Source organism: Methanocellales archaeon (assembly GCA_028715985.1).
GTDB lineage: Archaea > Halobacteriota > UBA148 > UBA148 > UBA148 > UBA148.
Genome location: JAQUQR010000001.1, coordinates 251,330 through 268,489 on the forward strand (window position 1 = coordinate 251,330; position 17,160 = coordinate 268,489).

Consider the following 17,160-nt stretch of genomic DNA (forward strand, 5'->3'; position numbering starts at 1 on the left):
TATTAATGTACATATCTATACACAAAAGTATTATATAGTACTTTAAAGATTGTTTATGGCTATGGTGGATTACTTGGACTTTGAAGAAAAGGTACTGACAAATAGTGTCAGGCGCATAGATGTCCATTTCGATCCCTTAAAAGTTTACTCCGCGATAAGGGAGTTCTCCGGCGGTAAGAGCTTCCTTTTAGAGTCAGTTGAAGGGGGGGCGAGGACTGCAAGGTACTCTTTCATTGGCTTCGATCCAATCTTTGAATTTAGGTCAAAGGGCAAAACAATAGAGGTAAATGGTGAAAGCTCCAAAGTAGATAATCCCTATAAAGAACTGGAGAGGATTTTCAAGCGCTTTAGATGCGGGAGAATAGACATATTGCCGTTCTCCGGTGGCATGGTCGGCTTCTTCTCATACGATATTGTGAGGTTTTTTGAGAAAATTCCTGATTTGCTTGGAGATGACCTGAATTACCCAGATGCCCATTTTATCATCCCAGCTCATATTTTGTGTTTTGATCACGTCAAAAGGGATGCTTTCCTCATCTCCTATGCTCGTGAGGCAGAAAAGATCGAACAAATGGTTAAAAAGGGGGCTGATATAGGGATAGGGGAACTTTCCCTGTCTTCCACTAAAAGTAATATTAGGAGGGATAAGTTTGAAAATAATGTGGTAAAGGCGAAGGAGTACATCGAGGACGGAGACATATTCCAGGTCGTCCTTTCAAGAAGATTGACGGGAACGTATGAGGGCGATCTCCTGCATTCCTACAGGATTCTGCGTGAGATCAATCCATCTCCGTACATGTTCTATCTGGATTTTGGTGATGCTAAGGTTGCCGGGTCCTCGCCAGAGATGTTGGTCAGACTCAGGGATGAAGAGCTAATGCTCAGGCCGCTAGCTGGAACACGCCCAAGGGGCGTGGATGTGGAGGAAGATGAAAAATTGAAATTGAACATGTTGCTGGATGCCAAGGAAAGAGCAGAACATATAATGCTGGTCGACTTGGGAAGAAATGATCTCGGGAGAGTTGCCGAGTACGGAAGTGTCAAGGTCAATGATCTCTGCAGCGTGGAAAAATACTCGCATGTCCAGCACATCGTTTCAAACATCACGGCTAGGCTAAAAAAAGACAAGAGTGCTTTTGATGCCCTTCGTGCCACATTCCCAGCGGGAACTGTCTCCGGTGCGCCGAAGATCAGAGCCATGGAGATAATCGAAGAATTGGAGAAGAGCAAGAGAGGCCCATATGCGGGCGCTGTAGGCTATTTCGATTTCTCAGGGAACATGGATTTTGCAATAACGATCAGAACCATGTTTGCGCTTGGAAAGAAAGCCCACTTTCAGGCTGGTGCAGGCATCGTTGCAGAATCGGATCCGGAGAGGGAGTTTTACGAGACGAAGCATAAGCTGGGATCCTTGGTTAAATCGGTGGAGGAGAACCAATGACCCTCGACAAACAGAAAGTCCTTGTTATTGACAACTATGACTCCTTCGTCTATAATTTAGTGCAATATGTTGGAGAGCTTGGAGCGAGAATCTCTGTCCTGAGGAACGATGTTGATATTGAACAAGTAGAACAAATAAACCCAGACAAGGTAGTGATATCTCCCGGTCCTGGAAGGCCAGAAAATTCCGGTGTCTCTCTGCAAGTCATCAAAAAACTTGGAGGCAGCACTCCCGTTTTGGGTGTCTGTCTTGGCCATCAAGCCATCGGGTACGTTTTTGGGGCGAAGGTGGTACATGCTAAGAGGATAATGCATGGAAAAACATCCGAGGTCCATCACGATGGAGAAGGGGTTTTTCAAAACATCAAAAACCCCATCTGTGCTACGAGATATCACTCCTTGATAGTCTCACATGAAAACTTTCCCACTTGCCTAAAAATTTCCGCCAAGACGAATCAGGAGGAGATCATGGGCATTCGCCATCAAGATTATCCAATAGAAGGCGTTCAATTCCATCCAGAGTCGATTTTAACCGATGACGGCAAGAAAATCATCAGAAACTTCTTGGAGATGTGAACATACATGATCGAGAGGGCTATTTCAAAGGTTATCGGGCGTGAGGACCTTAGCGAAGAAGAAGCCAGAAAGACAATGGAAGAGATAATGTCCGGGAGGGCTACCAATGCTCAGATAGCGGCTTTTTTGACAGGTCTGAGGCTAAAAGGGGAAAGGGTTGAAGAGATAACGGCTTTTGCACGAGTCATGAGAGAATTTTGCTCGAGGATAGAGCCCAAAGTCAAGGGAATTCTCGTGGATACCTGCGGAACGGGCGGAGATAAAATAAAGACTTTCAACATAAGCACCGCTTCAGCTCTAGTGGCTGCCGGAGCGGGAATACCCATAGCAAAACATGGCAACAGGTCTGTGACCAGCAAGTGCGGAAGTGCTGATGTGTTGGAAATGTGTGGCGTGAATATAGGACTGGAGCCTAAAAATGTTGAGAAATGCATTGAGCGCATAGGGTTTGGTTTCATGTTTGCCCCGGTGTTTCATGGCGCAATGAAATATGCAACCCCTGTGCGAAAAGAGATTGGAATCAGAACAGTCTTCAACGTACTTGGTCCGCTGACTAATCCTGCCGGGGCTGGGGCGCAAGTCCTGGGAGTCTATGACCCTTCGATGACGGAAATCCTCGCCAACGTCTTGAAAGGGCTGGGCACGAAGCATGCAATGGTCGTTCACGGTCTTGACGGACTGGATGAGATTTCCAATGTGGGCGAGACGAGGATGTCTGAGTTGTGCGATGGCAATGTAAACACGTACATCCTGAAGCCTGAGGATATCGGATTCGAGCGTGCTGATTATGAGGAAATCCTGGGACATGGCATAGAAGATAACGTATTATTGATGATCAGGTTGCTCAATGGGGGCGACGGTCCGAGAAGGGACGTTGTCTTGATGAACGCTGCCGCTGCGATCTTGGTCGGAGGCGAAGCTGAGGGCTTTGAGGAGGGCGTTGAGATTGCGAGGGAGGCTATGGACGGCGGGAGAGCCTATGATATCCTCAGGAAATTGGTCAGGGCTACTGAAGGCGACCCCTCCAAGCTCGAAGGTCTGGAGGCGAAACTTTGATCGACGAGATAATATCTGACGTTAGAAAGGAGGTTGAGGTTAGAAAACGGGAAGTTCCGGTGAACGATCTGCCTGCCAGGAAGAGCGGGATGCGCAGTCTTTCTGAAGCCATCCTCCGTTCCAGATTCATCCCGATCATAGCAGAGATAAAACCCAGGTCTCCATCTGAGGGTCTTCTGAGAAAGCCTCTTGATGTGAGAGCACTGGCTAAAGATTATGAGGCCGGCGGAGCTGTTGCGATATCAGTTCTGACGGAGCCGAAATATTTCGGGGGGAGTCTCGATAGCTTGGTTGAAGTGAAATCAGAGGTCGACCTGCCAGTTCTCAGAAAGGATTTCATCGTCGATGAATACCAAATCCATGAGAGTGCTGCATATGGTGCTGATTCCATACTCCTGATCTCCTCCTGCGCCGGCGATAAACTATCAGATTTCTTAGCTCTAACCAAGGACCTTGGATTGGAGGCGATCGTTGAGTGTCGCAGTGCTCAGGATGTCAAGCTCGCGGTAGATGCAGGGGCAAAGATTATCGGAGTAAACAATCGAGACCTTCACACGCTAAAAATTGATCTTGGCGTCACGAAACGGTTGGCAGGATATGTGCCAAGCGATACGATCTTGATAAGCGAATCCGGCATCAGGACCGCAGAGGACATAAGGTTTTTGATGGGAGCAGGCGCAAATGCGGTTCTCATCGGTACCGTCCTGATGCGTTCCAAGGTACCAGGAGAGATGCTTCAAAAATTCGTGCAGGCGGTTGAAATATGGTGAAAGTGAAGATATGCGGGATCACGAGCGCCGAAGATGCTGTCATGGCGGTTGAAAGTGGGGCTGACATGATTGGCCTAATCATAGACGTTCCCGTCGACACTCAGAGAAAGGTTTCATTGGAGAAGGCGATCGAGATCTCCAAGGGTATGGAAAGCGTGGTTGCCGTCATCATGCCGAGGTCTGCTGGTGAAGTCCTCAGGGTTGTAAGAGATCTCAGGCCCTATGCGGTTCAACTTCATGGATATGAGCCGAACAGTTTTGTTCGTGAAGTAAAGTCCTCCATCCCCAAGGGAACGAAAGTCATCAAGACCGTTCACATAGACTTAGAGGGCAATGTGAAATGCCCAGAGGCGGGCTATTTAGAGGATTTGGAAAAAATCGCAGACTTCGTGCTGCTGGATACTGTCACCTTCAGGGAGGGTGGGACCGGTATGACGCACGATTGGGTGGTCAGCAGGGGGATAAAAGATAAAATAGGGTTGCCGCTCATACTCGCGGGAGGACTTACGCCCGAGAACGTATCGATAGCAGTCCAAGTTGTCCAGCCCTATGCAGTCGACGTTGCAAGTGGGGTTGAACTCTACCCAGGAAAGAAAGACCCGTCCCAGGTAAAATCCTTCATAAAATCTGCTAAGGAGGCCAAAAGTTGTACGTGAATAATTATCCTAAGGAAGGCAAGTTCGAAAGATATGGGGGCCAGTTCGTCCCCGAGGTCCTGATGTCAGCGCTGGAGGAACTCGATAGTGCATATGCCAAGTTTAGAGATGACCCCGAGTTTAAAAGAGAGCTTGAGGTATATCTCAGGGATTTCGCTGGCAGGCCTACACCTCTTTTTTTCGCCAGGCAACTCTCAGGGAAGCTGGGCGTGAAGATCTATCTGAAAAGAGAGGATCTCTTACACGGTGGTGCGCACAAGTTAAATAACACCCTGGGACAAGCACTTTTGGCTAAGCGAATGAAGAAGGAGAGGGTAATTGCGGAAACCGGAGCAGGCCAACATGGAGTCGCAACTGCCATTGCCGCTGTTGCACTTGGCCTGAAGCCCGAGGTATACATGGGCGTGGAAGACATGGAAAGGCAAAGGTTGAACGTGTTTAGGATGAAGTTGCTTGGCGCAAAAGTCCATCCCGTCAAGAGCGGAAGTAAGACCCTTAAAGATGCAGTCAATGAGGCTTTGAGAGACTGGGTCACGAATGTCGAGACGACCTATTACCTGCTGGGCTCAGTCGTAGGACCGCACCCCTACCCGATGATGGTGAGGGACTTTCAGAGGATCATAGGCAAGGAAACCAAGGGGCAAATACTCGAAAAGGAGGGGATACTGCCGGATGCAGTGATCGCCTGTGTCGGTGGGGGAAGCAACGCCATTGGGATGTTCTACGATTTTCTTGATGAGGATGTGGCCATGTATGGCATTGAAGCCGGCGGGGAGGGCATTGAGACAGGAAGGCATGCATCTCCCTTGATTGCAGGGGGCGAGGGCGTGCTCCATGGAGCCCTTAGCTATGTTTTGCAGGACGAGTATGGGCAAATATCAACGACTCACAGCATTTCCGCCGGATTGGATTACCCGGGCGTGGGTCCAGAGCATTCATTTCTCAAAATCAAGAAAAGGGTCAAGTACGATTGTATTACAGATGATGAAGCGCTGGCTGCCTTTAAACTTCTGACCGAGACGGAGGGAATAATGCCAGCCCTAGAGAGCGCGCATGCCGTTGCCTATGCCTGCAAGCTAGCGGAAGCAGAAAAAATGGGGAAGAGTCAGATAATCGTGATAAACCTTTCAGGCAGAGGGGACAAAGACGTCATGATCGTCGCAGAAAAGGCAGGTATAAACATATGAGGATTGCTGACAAATTCCAGGAGCTCTCGGAAAATCGAGAGGGCGCTCTAATCGTTTACGTGATGGCAGGAGACCCCTCTTTATACCTAACTAAAAAAATAGTTAACGCGCTGGAGAAGGGCGGGGCTGACATGATAGAATTGGGCCTGCCCTTTTCGGATCCGATTGCGGATGGTCCTACGATACAGGCTGCATCTGAGAGAGCGCTCAACGCTGGCATGAACCCGGATTTATATTTCAATATTATCAAGGAGATCAGAGAGGATACGGACATACCTCTCATTTGCCTTACCTACTACAACCTCGTTCTCCACAAGGGGATCGGTCGTTTCATGAGGGATTGTGCAGAGAGCGGAATAAACGGCATAATAATCCCGGATTTGCCCATAGAAGAGGCCAGACAGGCGATAATCGAGGCGAATAAGAACGAGGTGGACTTCATCCCGCTCATAGCTCCGACGTCTACGGAGGGGAGGAGGGGGGTTATAGCAAGCGCTGCCCATGGCTTCATCTATTTGGTTAGTTTGCTGGGGGTCACTGGAGCCAGAAAAGAACTCTCTGTAGCGGTGAAAGATATGGTCTGCAAGGTTAGAAGGGCTGCAGAAAAAAAGATACCCATAGCTGTTGGTTTCGGCCTTTCTTCTCCTGCTCACGTGCAGGACGTCATCCGAGCAGGTGCTGACGGTGCCATTGTCGGAAGCGCCCTGGTGAATATCATAGCCCAGAACAAGGATGATGAAGAAAAAATGTTGAGAGAGATTAGGGAATTTGTCTCGCAACTCAAAGAGGCAACACATATTTAAGAGGGTTAAGTTGCAAAAGTCTAGAGCAAAACAAGGATTGAAATCGAGTTTGGGCGCACAATGACTAGCAACATTAAAATCAGACCATAGTGGGATTGAAATTTGAAAAATAAACTTTAAACCAAAGTTTAATCAAACGTCCGATCTCCTAATGGAGATCCGACTAATCTCGCCAGAGGCGGGATATGACATCCAGATTCTCTCTTTCGGTATGATCTTATTGTCTTTGAATTGTGGCTCCATTTTGATTACATTTTATGAGGGTTTTCGGAGTTTTATCACCAGATTTGGTGGTTATGGATTGGTTTTAGGGGGGAATTTTATATCTTCTTTGTGCTCAATATTACCTGCTCTTGTCATATATTTTTAGCTCTTTTGTCTCTCATCATTCTCATCTAACACGATTATTTTTTCTTTATTGGTCTCGGGTACCTCCATCCCACAATCTTCTAATGAAAAGACCTTACGAAATCTCTTCTTATGGCTAGGATGAATTTCCATCAACCCCATTCTGGACCATTTATACCAATATCTCCTAACAGTTTGTGGTGCGGTTTTGGCCATTCCAGCTATTTTAGGACTACTTTCTCCATCACTTAGTTCATAAATGATTTTCTTAGTATCATCGTCTAATTCTATCTTAAGGACATTTTTAACTTCTTGCATCCCCTCAAACCTTGTCCATTTCAAGATCTCTTCTAAAAGTTCGATTATTCTGTCGAGTTTTTCATCATTCATATTTTTCACCTTTTGAAATATCTTCTTGTACTTCTTCTTTTGTCATTTCTGAGTTCCGAATTTTTTTGATTGAGTTGAACAGGTAAGGAGTAGTTATAAATTTAAAATTATGTAACTTAAGAAACTGCTTTGCATGAGGGGTTAAAGGATCATCTCTTTCTTTCGGATCAATTTTTCTATAGTGATTAATAACAAACAAACCTTCTAATTCATCTATTTTCATATCTTCATTAACTATTTTCTTTTTAACCCACCCCTCTAATTGTTGAATGTCCTCTTTATCACCTTCTTTACCTTTTCCTTTTACCTCAACCAAATACAGTTTGCCACTATACTTAAATTCGATATCATGATTATCAGGATCTTCTTTAAGATGCTTCACATCGTTAAATTCCAACCAATCCAACGCGAAAGTAACTGCATCCTCTAATGGGGTGCTCGTAGCATAAAGTAAGCTTTCAAACATTTCGCATGGCTTAATTTCTTCTTTGAATCTTTCAATTTTTTCAAGATTATTTTTCTTTTCATCGAATAGATAGTTTTCAACCCATCTCGGTTTATTTTGAGTCCTTAGAATTTCATCTACCATATATGTTGGAATATATACAACAGCATTGGTAGACTTATATATCTCATATACTCTCTTGTCCTTTACTAGACTGTTTAAAACCTTTTTACATCTATCTTTATTTAATTTGCTCCGTTCAGAAATCTCCTTAATTGAGCAAAGTTTATGGCATTCAAAAATATAATCCTCAATAGCATTATAAACGGCATTTAGTTCCCTTTCTTCAGGTTTTTTTGCAGGTCGTGCCATATTTAGCCTCTAATCAAATAGCCCTGTATTTTCATAATACGATTCTCTGCCTTTTCTTTTTGAGATTAATACACCCATATCTTTTAGAGTGGAAAGTTTTTGCTTGACTGTAATTTCAGCAAAGCCCGTTTCATCTGCGACTTTCTTTGTTAGCTCTGAATAGCTCAAAGAACCATCAGCATAGTCTAAAATCTTTAGAAAAACCTTATCTTTCTTTAAATCTTTTTTAAATCTTTCTATTTCATCTCTACTTCCTAATCTAAACAAAACAATCAGTTGATCTAATTTATAGGATATCTCTTTTAAGATTTCAATATTTTCATTATCCATCTTATCACCCTATTCTAATGTCTTGAAATAACGTCTCTCTCTTCCATCTTGTTTATAAAAAAGTAGTCCTATCAATGTTAATTCGTTTAAGTGGTATCTAACATTTTGAGGTCTTATATTTAGTTCTTTAGCGATTTCTTTAGCACTCTTAGGCTCATCACATAAGTCGTATATTTGTCTTCTTAATTCTGGTTTAAGCATATTTTGTTTCATCTCTGCTATTTTATCCGCATTGACCAACTTGAATAGATTTAGATATAATCCCAAATTTAAATTCAAACTCTCTAATCGGTCCAATATTTCTTTTTGAATTTCATCAGGCATTTTTAATCACCCCTTTTCTAAATTCCACTCAGATGGTACATAATTGAATCTGCGTTTTGGATAACCTCTTTTCTCAATTTCAATTAAATCTACGCCACCTAACTCCTTTATAAAGATTTGAACGGTTCTTTGAGCCACTCCAGTTTTTTCTGCGAGGGTTTGTGTATTTAAAGATCCGTCACATAGTGTCCAAATCCTCTTTCGTTCCGGTGTCGTAGCTATCTTTTCTAATTCTTCTTTCAAGTTTCCTCTAGCAATAAACTCCAATAGCTGTCTGATTTTAGATAACTCTTCACGGACTTCTTCTATAATTAATTCCTTATTATACATATTAAACCATCTATATACATTACGATGTCATCATATTTAAATATTTTTCGTCAATTTATATATCATAAACTAAGAGTATAAAAAATAACGTAAAATATAATTTTAATTTTGCAAAGCGTCTAGTTTGGTACTGCTATGGCAGTATTGGAAAAACCATTTAAAATTCCTCTGATTATATTCATCCTCAAATAATTCACCATACTTTCTGCTTCTATACTTATTGAAACCATAATATTTTTTAGCCAAATTCTGGATTTTCCCTATTATTTGGTCTTGTTGCTCTTTATCCATCTTGTTCACTCAATTGACATTAATCAATGTAGCATTAATTGACTTAATCTTTCCCTTCATGAGGGCGACTGACCTTATCCATCCTGCCTAGTTTCTTAGTAAAACAAATCAAGCAGGACTATATCGTCGTGCATTGAGTAATTGGGGGACATTGATCAGTAAGTGATGGTATGAATTTAAAGGATTTTGCTGAAGAATAATTCCAATTCCCATTAAAATACCTTAATTCCCGCTGAAGGGACTCTGTCCCCTTCACCCCTGTGAGCGATCTCTTTCGGAGATTTTGTCCGCCCTTGAAGGCAGGTCTCATCCAAAGGGAGTCGTGAAGTGCAGGTCGCGAGTTATCTTTGGGATGGTGAGCAATTCAGATGCCGATCAATTCCTTGGTTTGGGATAAGAATTCCTCGGCAGACTTTATCGCTTCATCTGCATCATTTTTATCGATGGATATGCCCAATCTGTACATTATTCTATGCCTGAATTCTCTGTAGGAATCCAGTATGTTCGCATATCTTTCCAATTCCGGATATCTGCTCTGGATGTAGAGAGGTATGCAAACATGGCTGCGCTCCTTGATACCATCCCTGAACAATATCGAACGGGCGGCATGGAACATTGAGGTGTAGCATAGTATCACGGCCACATCATAGCACTCGATTCCCTCATTCTTCATCGCCTTTTCCAAATATTCTTTTGAGATTTCTATGGACCTGCGTGCATTTTCCATGTCTGGATTTATCTTTCTGAGCAATCCTTGGCTGAAACAGTCATCCAAATTCATTTTAATCCGCTTCCATGCAAGAGCACATGATTCTCTACAACTCTTCTGTAAAAAACGTCATTTTTTCTTGCCAGCGATCTCCATTGAGATAAATTAAACACCTCTAGGCTCATTTCAACTCCCAAATCTCTTTCTAAATCATTTACGAGTGAGGTAAAAACGTTTCTGTCACTGGGAGTTATGCATATCAGGTCAATATCGCTTTTTTCATCGTAGTCCCCTGTGGCATAGCTGCCATAGAGGGCCAGTGATATCATGTTTTCATCCGCTTCAAGAAATTTGTCAGCAATTTTCAGTTCTTGTATTCTCATGAAGCCGTATGCCTTTTTCAAGGATTTTGCGACGGTGGACTCATTGTTTAGCTTGTACAGGTGAGCTAGTCCCCAATCCTCTCTGAGCAGAAGGTTGTCCATGGCAAATCTTTTTACTGCTTTGCTCACGCTTCCTGGGCTGACCTGGAGTTTTCTTGCCAGCTCTTTGACATGCACTGTCGTGGCAGGATTTCTCAGGAAAAATGCGAGTATTCTCCAGTCCACATATTTTTCAAACAGTTCAATCAACTGAACCACCGTTCAATGTAATAAACGAGGGTTCAATATATAAAACTTTCATGTGAAATTTCAACGGATAGGCTCATAATCGTGAGTTGCAACAAGTCCAGCAAAAAAGTATTGAAATCGAAGTAAATGGGGCTCGATCCGTTCTCTGTGCAACGATTGGTTAGGTAAAAGCTACACTTCGTAATCTTCTTGCCTATTTCTTTTTGCTTTCTACCCAGCGCACCCTATCCATTTGCAAAAATATCTCCATTCAAACCCTAAAATAACAATCCGTGCTTCATTCAACCATGAATTGTGTGTCGGCTACGCTCCACACTGTTTACTCCTCTCTTTACTCCTCTTTTCTAAACTATCAGAACATGCTGGAGCGGATGCGACCAATGCCCGAAATCCTTTCATTGAGCACAGGATGAGCCGGATCGGTCATATCAAAATAAGTTCTTAGTCCAAACACGATGCAGTCGTCAGCATCCTCATTGCCCCCTACTTTCCACAGATGCTGTCCATCAAGAGAGGTGGCAATGGCCAGTGCTGAGTGACCGCCGTTGTCCATATACAGGCAGTCTCCCGGCTCCGCAGTGAGCTGGTTGATACTGTCTCTCCCCACGAACTCTGCTTCGTGTTGGAAGATCCACATTAACTGATTGGCATAGGTTACCGACCAGAGGTAAATTCCGTGTCCCTTTTTCGGGTCTCCGTTGAGCCGCAAATAATCCATCCCGGCTCTACAATAGACTTCCCGAACGAACTCGGAACAGTACTCTCTTGAGATCGTACCGATAAGGTCTCTGGCAGTATCGCCGCATGGCTGGCCAACAGCGAATCTCAATGCCCGCGCCGCAGTATTCTTCCGGAAATTAGGAAGATACGGATCACTCGCAAGCGCTGCTATCATCTCCTCACAAGAGCCCTGGTCTGTTTTCAACACCATACGTCCGTCTACCATTGGACAGCGGTCGTTGGCATAGAATGCAGAAACGCCTCTTTCGGGGAAATACATAGCCCCGCTTCCCATGACGCGGATATGACCGTGGGGCGTTGGCTGCATTGCTGCACGGGGAAGGCCCAGTCCCTGTTGGGCTGCGAGTACATCATCGGGGCCAGCATGTCGCGGGCGTGTCAAGGAATAGCAACTTGCACGAATATAGTCTTGGAGCGTGGTGCCTGCAAACACTTCAATTGCACCTGCATCGTTGGTGAACATAATAGCTTTCTCAAAACCCTGGAATCTGATGCTGGGGTCGTTGAGGGCCGCCTGCTGTTCAGAAACGGGAAGTCCTAGCTCAGCGGAACCGCCTTCATCCATGTATCGATTTAAGTAATCATGAGAGATACGGAACTCGCCAAATTCCCGGGACCCGATGGCACCAGATCCGTCCTCATGAATGATCACATATGCAGATATGTCCTCAGGGAACAATAGATCACAGGGCCATGGTATTAGCGGTTGACTGTTTATATTATCACTTTCCTCTTTACCCGGATTGTCTCTTATATATTCCACATCATCTCTTTCGTATATATGATAGCCTCTCAACTCATTACTTTTAACCAGTTCTGCAGCCATTTTTCTCGTGACAATCCTTCCATCACTTAACTTATAATAAATATTTGACACGTCATATGGTTCTTCTTCATATCCGTATTTCTTTTTTTTTGTTTTTCTGGCTGTTATTCTAAGAGTCATATCCTTTACCTCCTTTAAGTATACCAGATTACCCCTAATACCACTGAGAGTTAGGCAGAGACACCAGGGTGAACTTGTCTGTACCCGGGATTCCACTTCAACTCCTGGTTAGGTGGAGCGTAAGCGGAGCCTTACCAAGAGTATAGACTTCCAAGGCATGTTATGTGATCCGCGCAGCGGTCTGCCTAACAGTTACTTTTATATTATTGCTTGGTATGTTTAAAGTTTTGCTATTTATTCCCATATACACAAAATTTTACAGTAAAAGGGGCACCATGTCAAAGCGATTCTGCAACAAGGTGCTGTTTCGTGCAGTATAAAAACCTCATATGAAATAATATGGCCCCCCCTAACACCCTATAATCTCGAATTCTGAGATGTCATTTGGCACATTTACCCTTAATCTTCTCTTATCGCCCGGGATTAACTCAAAGGAGGAAGTACAGAGACTAGCTGAATGGTTGTAGGTGGGAGGGGGTTAATTTCGTTAGCCAGGTGGAAGAATCGGAATCGAACGAACGGCGATCTCAGCCTTTTTGTGCGGTATGTATCTATCTATCGCTGGTGATCGGGATTTGATTGATTGAGGGGCCTTCTCTTTTGAGCAGAGAAAAAGGGGCTTGATCCGTTATTTGTACGCCTAGTTGCAAAAAAAGTCTACTAAAACGAGGTTTAATCAAGTAGATTCCTAATAATCCGTAATTCCTCTTGCCATATTGACAATCAATTTTATTGACCTGACCAATATCCCGATTCCCACTCCAAGGGAAATGAAGATCAAGGCTATGGTGACGCCGAAATGCGCAGAATCAGCTATTATTGTGTTGGGTATTACGTTAAAGTCAAAGGGAAATACGGATAAGAGAGTTGCAACTGTGGCCAATCCAAAGGCATCCATTACGATCTGGAGGACCTCGCGCAATATGTATCTGTCCAGTACGATCAGGACGATATGGCTTACTATGGTGATTACTAGGGTCGTATTAAGAATCGGCAACCATAAACTAATGTCCGATGTAAATAAGGGCAGTCTTATCCAGGTTGTAATACCTCTGACCGTTTCCAAATGATAATACGCAACATAATCATTGAAGAAATTGAAGAATATTAGCAAAACAAAACTGCAAGCTATGGCAAAGGCAGAAGCAGTTATTCTGGCATCCCGCTTACTTATGATCTCCCCCTTAGTTCTAATGGGTTTCTCCAAATCTGCATCGGTAATTGGCTCCGTTTTCTGATATGTATCCATTGCTCCTATCGATTCAACCATTTTTTCTGCAATATCGCCGGCAAAGGGTAGCTTGTACCGCTCTCCACCATAGGCTTTGCTCATAAGGATTATCCATAGTATGAACCCGAGAATAAATATGATCGAGGAGAATGCGCTACCAACTACTGGTATTAGTCCGAAAACAGTCCCCAGAAAGGTGATGGTGCCGAAGACTACTATGGACTGGGCAGCATGAAAACGAACCCAGCTATTTCTCTCTTCTAAAATAAAAAATATAATGCCGCTTATCCACCCTCCGATGTAGCATAATGCTCCAGCAACATTTGGCAATAGCCCTGTGCTTGTTGTGTCGGATATTTTTTGCCTCTCTCGCTTTATTCGCTCCCTTGTCTCCATCCTTGCTTTCTCCTCCTCATAGATCCTATTCTTTTCCTCGGGTGATAACTCCATAGTAATCATCCTTTTTTTATCTGATTTTTAAACTTATCTAAAATGATTATAAATATTTTGATTTTCGCTAACCAGTGTTAGATGCAAGCATCGTCTGCATTGGTTATAGCTATGGCTTTGAGGTGGAGACTTACGGCGGAGACATTGGGCGCATATGTTAAATCGTTTTTTATTCTTTTTATACCATGATGTTATTTTAAGGACAAATAAATAAAAAAAAGTTTACTTTTTGACTGTGATCTTCATCCACATGTCGTTCTGCTCCATTTTATAAGAATTCTTGAATTTGGTTTGGTCTAGAACGCTCTTGATTTTAGTCCGATATTCCTCCCTGCTAAAACCATGAAACTTTAAAGCGATGCTCAAAACCTTATAGGGCAGAAACCCATATTCACTGATCAGGCTGTTAGCTTGGTTTTTGGGGAAGTCCGACCACCCGTCAAATATCCATCCTTCTTTGCCCTCTTTTAGTACACGGAAACATTCATCAAAGATTTTTACCGGACGCTTCCAGTGGTGCAAAGAGCCTGTACTGACAATGAAGTCAACCGAATTGTCTGCAAAGGGGAGGTCCGTAGCATTTCCATGTTCAAATCTGACATTTGCTAAACCTTCGGCGTTTCTTCTCGCAATTTCCACCATTTTCTTGCTTACATCAATGCCGCACACGTTTGATCTTGGCTCTGCTTTTGCAATCTCGATGGCTAAATAACCTGTTCCCGAGCCAACGTCCACAATAGTGCCATTTTTGATCTGTTCAGTAATAATCTGTGCTAGCTTCTTTTGCGGCTTTTTAAGAAGCCTAGAAACTGAAGCGTTGTAAATTATGGCACCTGGGGCTGGAATCCCTTCAGGTATTTTCTGTAGGTCCCTTATGAATTCTATCAGAGGCATATTTTTTCTATACCACTTAACAAATGCCTAATTAACTTAATAAATAGATATATTTAATTGAAAGTTACAGCGGGATTCTACTAATATGCCTGCTCTCTGATTGTCATTCGAGGTGAAGATTTGTCTAGGTTGAGAACTATGTCGAGAATAAAGTATTAACAGGTATGTTGGAATGTTTTTCTGTTGTTGATAAATTTCTAATCTAATTTTTATATTGGCATCTATGGCTCCATACCGACATATTTAAGTTCCATAAGTGTGTTACTATGTCACATACTAACACATGGGTGAGAAAATGAGTGACATAGGCAAAAGCGTGCGCATGGAGAGAATCATAGACAGAAAAAGCGGTAATACCGTGATCGTGCCGATGGACCATGGGGTTTCTTCAGGTCCCATAGAGGGGCTTATTGACATGAAGAGAGCCATAGATTCCGTTGCAGAAGGAGGAGCGGATGCAGTGCTGCTCCATAAAGGAAGCGTTAGGGCAGGGCACAGAGGATACGGAAGAGATGTCGGCTTGATAGTCCATTTATCGGCAAGCACGTCCTTGGGTCCGGACCCGCTCAACAAGGTGAGGGTTACAACCGTGGATGAAGCGATCAAGCTTGGGGCAGATGCCGTATCGGTACACGTAAACATAGGGGCTGAGAACGAGCCGGAAATGCTCCGCGAGCTGGGTGAGACCGCACAGATTTGTGAGGAATGGGGGATGCCCTTGCTGGCAATGATGTACCCCAGAGGTAGAAAGGTCACAGATGAGCATGATGTGAAGTTCGTGAAGCATGTCGCTAGGGTGGGAGCCGAACTATGTGCTGACATCATCAAGACTAATTACACGGGCACACCAGAATCTTTTAGAGAGGTGGTAGAAGGGACGCCTGTACCCGTGGTTATAGCAGGAGGACCTAAGATGGAGACCGACAAAGAGGTTCTGGAAATGATAAAAGAGGCGATGGAGGCTGGTGGGAGAGGAGTATCGATAGGGAGAAACATATTTCAGCATAGGAACCCAACAAAAATGACGAGGGCAGTGGCAGGTATCGTACACAAAAATATTTCCGTCAAAGAAGCATTGGAGATTCTGGAATGAAAAAAAGCATCTGGATCAAGGTAGATCAAGGCTCTTGGGAAGTTCGCAAGAAAAAGGTTACCTCTGGTTTGGAGTGCGGAGTGGATACCGTACTCGTCGACGAAGGCGATGTTCCGAAGGTAAGGGAGTTCGGGGATATTAACATAGCTGCATTTTTTCAGGACGGAGAAAGCGATGCGGATATTCTGGTGGTGGGGAAAAACAGCGAGTGTGATGCCACTATTTCGTTACCAAGAAATCTTAGCGACTCAAGGGATCTAAGCCTGCTTTCCCAGCTGAAGGCGAAAGGAAGGGAGACAGCTGCCTACGTCTTGATAAAGGGAAAAGAATACGAGAAATTTGCAGCCGAGTTGGGGAAGGTATGCGATCACCTGATCGTCATCGGAACTGATTGGAAGGTCATTCCCCTGGAGAACCTGATCGCAGCGCTACAAAAGCACGATGTAGGGATCATTGCGGGCGTAAACAGCTCTTCAGAGGCGAAGGTTGCCCTTGAAACGCTTGAGCATGGATCAGATGGGGTATTATTGGAAACAAAAGATCTGTCTGAGATCAAGCGAACCGTTCAGATCGCTGAGATTGCAGGGGTGGAGCCCATATCCCTAACACCCGCAAAGATCACAAGGGTTAAAGCGGTTGGAATGGGCGATCGTGTATGTGTAGACACATGCTCGCTTTTGAGCAAGGGTGAAGGCATGCTGATAGGCTCACAGTCCAATGGCTTGTTCTTGGTTCATGGAGAAACCGAGGAAAGCCCGTATGTTTCGCCACGTCCTTTCCGCGTAAATGCCGGTGCAGTTCATGCCTACGTGTATGTGAGCGGCAAGACAAAATATCTGTCTGAACTGCAGAGCGGGGATGACGTAACTATCGTAGATCGCCAAGGACTGTCGAGAAAAGCGACGATAGGGCGGATAAAGATCGAGCGTAGGCCTCTAATGCTCGTTGAAGCACAGGTTAAGGGTGATAACATCAAGACCACTCTTCAGAATGCAGAGACCATCAAGCTGGTGACCCAAGACGGAACTCCCAGAGCTGTCACAGAGCTGAAAGAGGGTGACGAAGTCCTGGTTCATTATGAGGAAGGCGGTAGACACTTTGGAATGAAGATCGAAGAGACAATCATTGAGAGATAGGAGTACATCT

General features: G+C 44.1%; 20 protein-coding genes. 9 read left to right on the top strand and 11 right to left on the bottom strand.

The window, feature by feature from the left end; all coding sequences use genetic code 11:
- The first annotated feature begins 61 nt into the window (after positions 1 to 61).
- From PHI74_01555 to trpA, 7 genes are read left to right on the top strand one after another with little or no spacing between them, the layout of a single operon-like run.
- Positions 62 to 1,441, top strand: coding sequence for an anthranilate synthase component I family protein (locus PHI74_01555; GenBank protein ID MDD5484699.1), 1,380 nt, complete (start codon positions 62 to 64; stop codon positions 1,439 to 1,441).
- A complete protein-coding gene (locus tag PHI74_01560; GenBank protein ID MDD5484700.1) occupies positions 1,438 to 2,016 on the top strand; it encodes an aminodeoxychorismate/anthranilate synthase component II in 579 nt (192 codons plus the stop codon). Before PHI74_01555 ends, PHI74_01560 begins: the two co-directional genes overlap by 4 nt.
- 6 nt (positions 2,017 to 2,022) lie before the next feature.
- On the top strand, positions 2,023 to 3,072 hold the full coding sequence (gene trpD, locus PHI74_01565) for an anthranilate phosphoribosyltransferase (protein ID MDD5484701.1): 1,050 nt from the start codon (positions 2,023 to 2,025) through the stop codon (positions 3,070 to 3,072).
- A complete protein-coding gene (trpC, locus tag PHI74_01570) occupies positions 3,069 to 3,842 on the top strand; it encodes an indole-3-glycerol phosphate synthase TrpC (GenBank protein MDD5484702.1) in 774 nt (257 codons plus the stop codon). Before trpD ends, trpC begins: the two co-directional genes overlap by 4 nt.
- Entirely contained in the window at positions 3,836 to 4,498 is a 663-nt protein-coding gene (locus tag PHI74_01575; protein MDD5484703.1) for a phosphoribosylanthranilate isomerase, read from the top strand. Before trpC ends, PHI74_01575 begins: the two co-directional genes overlap by 7 nt.
- The gene (trpB, locus tag PHI74_01580) at positions 4,495 to 5,685 is read left to right on the top strand and encodes a tryptophan synthase subunit beta (GenBank protein ID MDD5484704.1); all 1,191 of its coding nucleotides are present in this window, start codon (positions 4,495 to 4,497) and stop codon (positions 5,683 to 5,685) included. Before PHI74_01575 ends, trpB begins: the two co-directional genes overlap by 4 nt.
- The gene (trpA, locus tag PHI74_01585) at positions 5,682 to 6,488 is read left to right on the top strand and encodes a tryptophan synthase subunit alpha (GenBank protein ID MDD5484705.1); all 807 of its coding nucleotides are present in this window, start codon (positions 5,682 to 5,684) and stop codon (positions 6,486 to 6,488) included. Before trpB ends, trpA begins: the two co-directional genes overlap by 4 nt.
- Positions 6,489 to 6,854: 366 nt before the next feature.
- Here trpA and PHI74_01590 read toward each other — a convergent pair whose 3' ends face one another.
- The 11 genes from PHI74_01590 to PHI74_01640 all read right to left on the bottom strand — a co-directional run bounded on the left by PHI74_01590 (position 6,855) and on the right by PHI74_01640 (position 14,921).
- Positions 6,855 to 7,226 (bottom strand): hypothetical protein, encoded by a 372-nt coding sequence (locus PHI74_01590; protein MDD5484706.1) that lies wholly within the window; start codon positions 7,224 to 7,226, stop codon positions 6,855 to 6,857.
- The gene (locus tag PHI74_01595; protein ID MDD5484707.1) at positions 7,219 to 8,043 is read right to left on the bottom strand and encodes a hypothetical protein; all 825 of its coding nucleotides are present in this window, start codon (positions 8,041 to 8,043) and stop codon (positions 7,219 to 7,221) included. Before PHI74_01595 ends, PHI74_01590 begins: the two co-directional genes overlap by 8 nt.
- Before the next feature lie 9 nt (positions 8,044 to 8,052).
- Complete coding sequence (locus PHI74_01600; GenBank protein ID MDD5484708.1) at positions 8,053 to 8,373, bottom strand: hypothetical protein; 321 nt, start codon at positions 8,371 to 8,373, stop codon at positions 8,053 to 8,055.
- Between the two features lie 9 nt (positions 8,374 to 8,382).
- Entirely contained in the window at positions 8,383 to 8,697 is a 315-nt protein-coding gene (locus PHI74_01605; GenBank protein MDD5484709.1) for a winged helix-turn-helix domain-containing protein, read from the bottom strand.
- A gap of 6 nt (positions 8,698 to 8,703) precedes the next feature.
- On the bottom strand, positions 8,704 to 9,027 hold the full coding sequence (locus PHI74_01610; protein ID MDD5484710.1) for a hypothetical protein: 324 nt from the start codon (positions 9,025 to 9,027) through the stop codon (positions 8,704 to 8,706).
- 102 nt (positions 9,028 to 9,129) lie between these two features.
- Positions 9,130 to 9,318 carry a hypothetical protein gene (locus tag PHI74_01615; protein ID MDD5484711.1) on the bottom strand — a complete coding sequence of 63 codons (189 nt, stop codon included), beginning with the start codon at positions 9,316 to 9,318 and terminating at the stop codon, positions 9,130 to 9,132.
- Positions 9,319 to 9,682: 364 nt separating this feature from the next.
- A complete protein-coding gene (locus PHI74_01620) occupies positions 9,683 to 10,099 on the bottom strand; it encodes a HEPN domain-containing protein (protein ID MDD5484712.1) in 417 nt (138 codons plus the stop codon).
- Positions 10,096 to 10,659, bottom strand: a complete 564-nt coding sequence (locus PHI74_01625; GenBank protein MDD5484713.1) for a nucleotidyltransferase domain-containing protein — start codon at positions 10,657 to 10,659, stop codon at positions 10,096 to 10,098. Before PHI74_01625 ends, PHI74_01620 begins: the two co-directional genes overlap by 4 nt.
- Positions 10,660 to 11,011: 352 nt before the next feature.
- Positions 11,012 to 12,346: a DUF3892 domain-containing protein gene (locus tag PHI74_01630; protein MDD5484714.1), complete on the bottom strand. Its 1,335-nt coding sequence runs from the start codon at positions 12,344 to 12,346 to the stop codon at positions 11,012 to 11,014.
- A gap of 688 nt (positions 12,347 to 13,034) precedes the next feature.
- Complete coding sequence (locus PHI74_01635) at positions 13,035 to 14,027, bottom strand: DUF4870 domain-containing protein (protein MDD5484715.1); 993 nt, start codon at positions 14,025 to 14,027, stop codon at positions 13,035 to 13,037.
- 222 nt (positions 14,028 to 14,249) lie between these two features.
- A complete protein-coding gene (locus tag PHI74_01640; GenBank protein MDD5484716.1) occupies positions 14,250 to 14,921 on the bottom strand; it encodes a methyltransferase domain-containing protein in 672 nt (223 codons plus the stop codon).
- Positions 14,922 to 15,216: 295 nt separating this feature from the next.
- Here PHI74_01640 and PHI74_01645 point away from each other — a divergent pair, with 295 nt between their 5' ends.
- Positions 15,217 to 16,014, top strand: a complete 798-nt coding sequence (locus tag PHI74_01645; protein ID MDD5484717.1) for a 2-amino-3,7-dideoxy-D-threo-hept-6-ulosonate synthase — start codon at positions 15,217 to 15,219, stop codon at positions 16,012 to 16,014.
- On the top strand, positions 16,011 to 17,150 hold the full coding sequence (locus tag PHI74_01650; protein MDD5484718.1) for a 3-dehydroquinate synthase II: 1,140 nt from the start codon (positions 16,011 to 16,013) through the stop codon (positions 17,148 to 17,150). Before PHI74_01645 ends, PHI74_01650 begins: the two co-directional genes overlap by 4 nt.
- Positions 17,151 to 17,160 lie beyond the last annotated feature (10 nt).

What these genes read in the sequence shown, in the direction of transcription:
- trpA (MDD5484705.1), top strand. Translation starts at nt 5,682, where the DNA reads ATGAGGATTGCTGACAAATTCCAGGAGCTCTCGGAAAATCGAGAGGGC.
- PHI74_01590 (MDD5484706.1), bottom strand. Translation starts at nt 7,226, where the DNA reads ATGAATGATGAAAAACTCGACAGAATAATCGAACTTTTAGAAGAGATC.
- trpD (MDD5484701.1), top strand. Translation starts at nt 2,023, where the DNA reads ATGATCGAGAGGGCTATTTCAAAGGTTATCGGGCGTGAGGACCTTAGC.
- PHI74_01605 (MDD5484709.1), bottom strand. Translation starts at nt 8,697, where the DNA reads ATGCCTGATGAAATTCAAAAAGAAATATTGGACCGATTAGAGAGTTTG.
- PHI74_01635 (MDD5484715.1), bottom strand. Translation starts at nt 14,027, where the DNA reads ATGGAGTTATCACCCGAGGAAAAGAATAGGATCTATGAGGAGGAGAAA.
- PHI74_01645 (MDD5484717.1), top strand. Translation starts at nt 15,217, where the DNA reads ATGAGTGACATAGGCAAAAGCGTGCGCATGGAGAGAATCATAGACAGA.
- PHI74_01630 (MDD5484714.1), bottom strand. Translation starts at nt 12,346, where the DNA reads ATGACTCTTAGAATAACAGCCAGAAAAACAAAAAAAAAGAAATACGGA.
- PHI74_01555 (MDD5484699.1), top strand. Translation starts at nt 62, where the DNA reads ATGGTGGATTACTTGGACTTTGAAGAAAAGGTACTGACAAATAGTGTC.
- PHI74_01640 (MDD5484716.1), bottom strand. Translation starts at nt 14,921, where the DNA reads ATGCCTCTGATAGAATTCATAAGGGACCTACAGAAAATACCTGAAGGG.
- PHI74_01620 (MDD5484712.1), bottom strand. Translation starts at nt 10,099, where the DNA reads ATGAATTTGGATGACTGTTTCAGCCAAGGATTGCTCAGAAAGATAAAT.
- PHI74_01615 (MDD5484711.1), bottom strand. Translation starts at nt 9,318, where the DNA reads ATGGATAAAGAGCAACAAGACCAAATAATAGGGAAAATCCAGAATTTG.
- PHI74_01560 (MDD5484700.1), top strand. Translation starts at nt 1,438, where the DNA reads ATGACCCTCGACAAACAGAAAGTCCTTGTTATTGACAACTATGACTCC.
- PHI74_01575 (MDD5484703.1), top strand. Translation starts at nt 3,836, where the DNA reads ATGGTGAAAGTGAAGATATGCGGGATCACGAGCGCCGAAGATGCTGTC.
- PHI74_01610 (MDD5484710.1), bottom strand. Translation starts at nt 9,027, where the DNA reads ATGTATAATAAGGAATTAATTATAGAAGAAGTCCGTGAAGAGTTATCT.
- PHI74_01600 (MDD5484708.1), bottom strand. Translation starts at nt 8,373, where the DNA reads ATGGATAATGAAAATATTGAAATCTTAAAAGAGATATCCTATAAATTA.
- PHI74_01650 (MDD5484718.1), top strand. Translation starts at nt 16,011, where the DNA reads ATGAAAAAAAGCATCTGGATCAAGGTAGATCAAGGCTCTTGGGAAGTT.
- PHI74_01595 (MDD5484707.1), bottom strand. Translation starts at nt 8,043, where the DNA reads ATGGCACGACCTGCAAAAAAACCTGAAGAAAGGGAACTAAATGCCGTT.